The following is a 5,634-nucleotide window of genomic DNA, read 5'->3' on the forward strand; positions in this document are numbered from 1 at the left end:
GCCGCGCCGGCCAGACCGATGCCCCCGCCCCCGTAGGCCGCACCGGCCGCGATCCGCCGGGCCACCCGTGCCCTCGACATCGACATCCCCGTCATGCCCGCCGCCACCTCCTCGAAGCCGTACCCAGTGCTTGCCCCGTACGCACCGTGGTCCAATCCCCACAGGCGGTGAACGACCCGGGCGGCTTCCGTTCGGGGAGGGCCTACGCTGGTTCGACCACTACGACCACATCTTTTGCAAGCATCCGGAGACAACGGTGCAATTCCACGACTCGATGATCAGCCTCGTCGGCAACACCCCGCTGGTGCGGCTCAACAGCGTGACCAAGGGCATCAGGGCGACCGTCCTGGCCAAGGTGGAGTACTTCAACCCGGGCGGCTCCGTGAAGGACCGCATCGCCCTGCGCATGATCGAGGCTGCGGAGCGGAGCGGGGAACTGAAGCCCGGCGGCACCATCGTCGAGCCGACCAGCGGCAACACCGGGGTCGGTCTCGCCATCGTGGCCCAGCAGAAGGGCTACAAGTGCATCTTCGTCTGCCCGGACAAGGTGTCCACGGACAAGATCAACGTACTGCGGGCCTACGGCGCCGAGGTCGTCGTCTGCCCCACCGCCGTGGACCCCGGGCACCCCGACTCCTACTACAACGTCTCCGACCGGCTGGTGCGCGAGACGCCGGGAGCCTGGAAGCCGGACCAGTACTCCAACCCCCACAACCCCCTCTCCCACTACCACTCCACCGGCCCCGAGCTGTGGGAGCAGACCGAGGGGAGGATCACCCACTTCGTGGCCGGCGTCGGCACCGGCGGCACCATCTCCGGGACCGGGCGCTACCTCAAGGAGGCCGGCGACGGCGCCGTGAAGGTGATCGGCGCCGACCCCGAGGGCTCGGTGTACTCCGGCGGCTCCGGGCGGCCGTACCTGGTGGAGGGCGTCGGCGAGGACTTCTGGCCGACCGCGTACGACCGTGAGGTCGCCGACGAGATCGTCGCCGTCTCCGACAAGGACTCCTTCCAGATGACCCGCCGCCTGGCCAAGGAGGAGGGCCTGCTGGTCGGCGGCTCCTGCGGCATGGCCGTCGTGGCGGCGCTCGAGGTGGCCTCGCGGCTCGGGGAGGACGACGTGGTCGTCGTCCTGCTGCCGGACAGCGGCCGCGGCTACCTGAGCAAGATCTTCAACGACGAGTGGATGGCCGACTACGGCTTCCTGGAGGACGCGGGCCCCAGCGCCCGCGTCGCCGACGTCCTGAACGACAAGGAGGGCGGCCACATCCCCTCCCTCGTCCACATGCACCCCGACGAGACGGTCGGCCAGGCCATCGAGGTGCTGCGCGAGTACGGCGTCTCGCAGATGCCCGTGGTCAAGCCGGGCGCCGGTCACCCGGACGTGATGGCCGCCGAGGTCGTCGGCTCGGTGGTGGAGCGGGAGCTGCTGGACGCGCTGTTCAGCAAGAGCGCCTCGCTGGACGACCCGCTGGAGAAGCACATGTCCGCGCCGCTGCCGCAGGTCGGCTCCGGCGAGCCCGTCGCGGACCTGATGGCCGTCCTGGGCGGGGCGGACGCGGCGATGGTCCTCGTCGAGGGCAAGCCGACCGGTGTGGTCAGCCGACAGGACCTGCTGTCCTTCCTCGCCAAGACCGGCAAGTGACGGGGCGTCGGGCGGGGCGTCGGGCGGCGCGGAGGTGAACCGGCCCTGAACGGCCGGGTATCGGCGCGGACGTGATCTTCGTGGACTTCGCGGAAGTGGTACGAGCGCGTCACGTCCGCGCAGCACTCGCTTAACACGGCTCCGGCACATTGGTGGGTGTCGGCAGGGAACGGGAGCGGCTCCCCGTTCCGGCCGGCGGCCACACGGCGTCGTAGGACCTTCCGGAGCGGCTCCCGGACCTCCATGGACGCCACGGACGCGCGGCCGGCTCGACGGCGCGTCCCTCGCGGGGACCGCCGTCGTCCCGGCTCCCGGGCAACCGGGGGTGAGGCGGTCCCCGCGCAAGCCCGTCTCAGTCCTTCCAGTCGCCGTCCCGCTCGCCCCTGCGGCGGCCGAACAGGCCCGGGTTGGTGCGGACCGCCTGGACCACGTTGACGCCGACGATGCCCAGCCAGGTGACCAGCAGGCCCGGCAGATGACCCACGCCCCCGCCGATGGCGGACAGCGGCACCGCCAGCACCAGCGAGACGATCCCGAAGCCGAAACGCTCCCCCCAGGAGTCCGTGACCTTCGGCGACCGGGAGTCCCGGGCCACCGTCAGCTGCCGCTCGGCGAGCTGACGGCGCACCCGGCGCTCCACCGCGCCGTCGATCCGCTGGTCGACCTTCTCCAGGAACGAGTCGACCAGGGCGGACTCGTACTCCTCGCCCAGTTCCCTGCGTGCCTGCAGGGAGGCGTTGAGTTCCTTCTTCAGCTCGGCGTCCCGCGCGTCCATTCCGGTCATGCCCACCACGGTAGGCAGGCGGCAGGCCGGTGACACTGGGGGTAACCCCCCTCTCGGATTCGGGTTCGCCGGGCCCCTACTTCTCGCACATCCTCTCGTCGGCCCGGGACTGTCCGACGTCCACCTTCTTCGGCGCGGCGACGGGCACGCCCGCTCCCTCGAAGTCGGGGCCGAGGGTGAGCGTCATCGGCTGCGCCGCGTCCGAGTCCTCGCCGCCGGGCTTCAGGGCCGAGGCGGGCAGACCCATCAGATCGGCGAGCTTGCGGGCCTGGTCGGCCTGGTCCGGCGCGTACTCCAGCCGCGTCCTGGCGACCTCGGCCGGGGCGTTGCCCCGGTTGGCGGACTCGGACACCCCCTCGCTGGTCCGCAGCCAGGTCAGGGTCTCCTGTGCGGCACCCTGCGGGCCGCCGCCGTTGTAGACGTCGACGCGTACGGCGGACGCCTCGGCCCGCGGCCCCTCCAGAAGGGCGGCCTGCTTGTCCCTGGCCTCCTTCTCCTTCTTCTTCACCTCGGTGAAGGAGACGTCGTCCTGCAGCATGCCGAGCGCCTGCGGGCCCTTGACCGGGTCCAGGACCACGGTGACGGGCGTGGGCTCGGCCGGGTTGTCGATCACCGGAAGCGTCATCATCGTGATGTTCTTCAGATCGATCTTGGTGAGTTCCCTGGCGAGGGTGAGGAGCTTGCGGGCGCTGCCTATGCCCTGGTCCACGGTGAGGGACTTGGTGGCGGCGTCGGCCACGTCGAGCATCTTCGACGGGCTGTCCAGCGTGTCCTCCTTCAGCTGCCGGATCATCGACGCGACGAACGCCTGCTGCATCTTGATCCGGTCCAGGTCGCTCTCGTTCTCCAGGCCGTGCCGGTTGCGGAGGAAGGACAGCGCCTCCTCGCCCTCCAGCGTGCTCTTGCCGGCCGGCAGGTCGAGCTTGGTCCCGCCGTCCAGATCCCTGAGCGGCTTCTCCAGGCACACCTCGACGCCGCCCACCGCTGTGGACAGCGTCTTCACCGCGTTGAAGTCGAACATCATGAAGTGGTCGACCTCGACACCGGCGATCGTCTCGACCGTGCGCATGGTGCAGCCGGGGTCGCGGCCGTTGACACCGAAGGACTCGTTGAACTTCGTGGGGCCGGCCGAGCCCGGTATGACCTCGGTGGAACCGTCGGACCGCTTGGTCTCACACTCCGGGATCCGCGTCATCAGGTCCCGGGGAATGCTCATCACGGTCGCGTTGGTGCGGTCCTCCGCGACGTGGAAGAGCAGGGTGGTATCCGCGTGACCGGTGACGTTGTCCCGGTCGCCATAGGCCTCGTTGCCCTTGCCGGTGCGGACGTCGTTGCCGATGACCAGGATGTTGACCGGGCCCTCCGCCAGGACCTTGTCGCTGCCCGCGTCGCCGATGTCGACGGTGTTGATGTTGCCGTTGAGACGGTCGTACCAGTAGTAGGCGAACGCCGAGCCGCCGACGAGGACCAGACCGAGGGCGCCGCCCGTCCACATCAGCGCCTTCCGCCTGCCGCTTCTCCGCTTCGGCTTCTGCTGCCGGCGCCTGCGGTGACCGGAGTCGTCCGCGTCGTCCCCGTCGTCCCCGTCGTCCCCGTCGTCCCCGTCGTCCGCGCCGTCCGGAGCGGACGTGGGCCCGGGGACACGGTCGGGGGCGGGAACGGTGCCGTGTCCCCGCTGACCGGGGACACGGGCCGGCCCGGGGGCGGCGGGGCCCGGACGGGACGCCCGGCGAGGACCGGGGGCCGCCGGATGCTCCGGGGAACCGTTCAGCCGCAATTCGTAGTCGCCGGTCTTCGGATTGAGTACCCACTGGTCGGCCGGGTCGGTCCCGTCAGGCTGTCCACGACTTGGCGCATCCACGCTCGTCCAGTCCTCCGTCGGGTGCCGCAGGGACTCCTGCGTCTCAAGGCGCATAATTGTTCGATGCGTTACGCTATCCGGCCCTTTCGGGATACGCCGAGGTCGTAACAGAATCGTCGAGGTCCGGATCCGTCCCCGACCGGGCACAGTGTGTGATCATCGCTCCTCACGACGCGTGTTCGGCGCGGTGTCCCGTTCGGCTGTATAACGGCATACCGAAGTGGTGAGGGGTGAATGGGCCGAGCGGGCCCGCGATCCGAGGCCCGAGGTCCGAGGGGGACGTCACGTGATGAGCGGCACCGAGAGCCCCGCAGCGCGCCTCCAGGCGCTCTTCGAGGGGTACCGGCTGACGCCGACCCAGCGCCGCATCGCGCACAGCATGGTGCGGCGGGCCGTCGATGTGCCGTTCCTGTCCAGCGTGGAGCTGGCCGAGCTGGCGGGGGTCAGCCAGCCGTCCGTGACCCGGTTCGCCGTCGCCCTCGGCTTCGACGGCTACCCCGCCCTGCGCCGGCACCTGCGCGAGGTCGCGCCGCCCGTCGAAACCTCGCCGGAGAGCGGCTCGTCCAACGAGTACCAGCAGGCCGTCGAGGCCGAGATCGAGAACCTGCGGCACCTGGCGGAGGCGCTGGCCGATGCCGGGCCCGTGCGGCGGGCGGGAGGGGTCCTGGCGGGCAGCCGCCCACTGCCCGTGCTGGGGCTGCGGGCCGCCGCGGCCCAGGCGCACGGCTTCGCCTACTTCGCCGCCAAGGTCCATCCGGACGTACGGCTGCTCAACGAGGGCGGCACGATGCTCCACGACCGGATCGACGCCGCCGCCCGGGCCGGGGCGAGTGCCCTGCTCTGCTTCGCGCTGCCCCGCCACCCTCGCGAGGTCGTCGACGCCCTCACGCACGCCAGGGCGGCGGGGCTGACCGTCGTCACCGTCGCCGACTCCCCGTTCGCCCCGGTCGCCAAGGTGTCCGACCTGCTGCTGCCCGCCGCCGTCGGCACCGGGCTGGCCTTCGACACGGCGTGCGCGCCGATGCTGCTGGGCCGGGTGCTGCTGGAGGCGATGTGCGACGACCTGCCCGACGCGCAGGCGCGGCTGGAGGAGTTCGACACCAAGGCGGCGGCGCGCGGGCTGTTCGTGGACTGACGGGGCGCCGGCCGCCGCGTCTTCTCAGACTCGTCTCACCTCGGGCCGCTAACCTTCCGTGTCCACTGAGGTGAGAGACGGGAGGCCGGACATGACACGTGGAGGACAGGGGCTGGCCCGGGTGGCCGTCGTCGTACGGGCCGGGGCCGCGCCACTGTGGTGGCTGGGAGTCGCCGCCGCGGGCATCGGGGTGCTGGTGCCCGGACTGA

4 protein-coding genes are annotated in these 5,634 nt (G+C 71.1%); 2 read left to right on the forward strand and 2 right to left on the reverse strand.

Annotated elements, in window-relative coordinates:
- Positions 1 to 256: 256 nt before the first annotated feature.
- Positions 257 to 1,645 (forward strand): cystathionine beta-synthase, encoded by a 1,389-nt coding sequence (locus B9S61_RS08795; RefSeq protein ID WP_103541750.1) that lies wholly within the window; start codon positions 257 to 259, stop codon positions 1,643 to 1,645.
- A 352-nt stretch (positions 1,646 to 1,997) separates the two neighbouring features.
- Here B9S61_RS08795 and B9S61_RS08800 read toward each other — a convergent pair whose 3' ends face one another.
- Both B9S61_RS08800 and B9S61_RS08805 read right to left on the reverse strand, forming a co-directional pair.
- Positions 1,998 to 2,420 (reverse strand): hypothetical protein, encoded by a 423-nt coding sequence (locus tag B9S61_RS08800; protein WP_103541751.1) that lies wholly within the window; start codon positions 2,418 to 2,420, stop codon positions 1,998 to 2,000.
- Positions 2,421 to 2,505: 85 nt separating this feature from the next.
- Positions 2,506 to 4,344, reverse strand: a complete 1,839-nt coding sequence (locus tag B9S61_RS08805) for an LCP family protein (protein WP_258039599.1) — start codon at positions 4,342 to 4,344, stop codon at positions 2,506 to 2,508.
- Between the two features lie 235 nt (positions 4,345 to 4,579).
- On the opposite strand from B9S61_RS08805, the gene B9S61_RS08810 reads away from it, so the two are divergent.
- Entirely contained in the window at positions 4,580 to 5,425 is an 846-nt protein-coding gene (locus tag B9S61_RS08810) for a MurR/RpiR family transcriptional regulator (RefSeq protein WP_103541752.1), read from the forward strand.
- Positions 5,426 to 5,634 lie beyond the last annotated feature (209 nt).

This window comes from Streptomyces sp. SM1, assembly GCF_002910825.1.
Classification (GTDB): domain Bacteria; phylum Actinomycetota; class Actinomycetes; order Streptomycetales; family Streptomycetaceae; genus Streptomyces; species Streptomyces okerensis.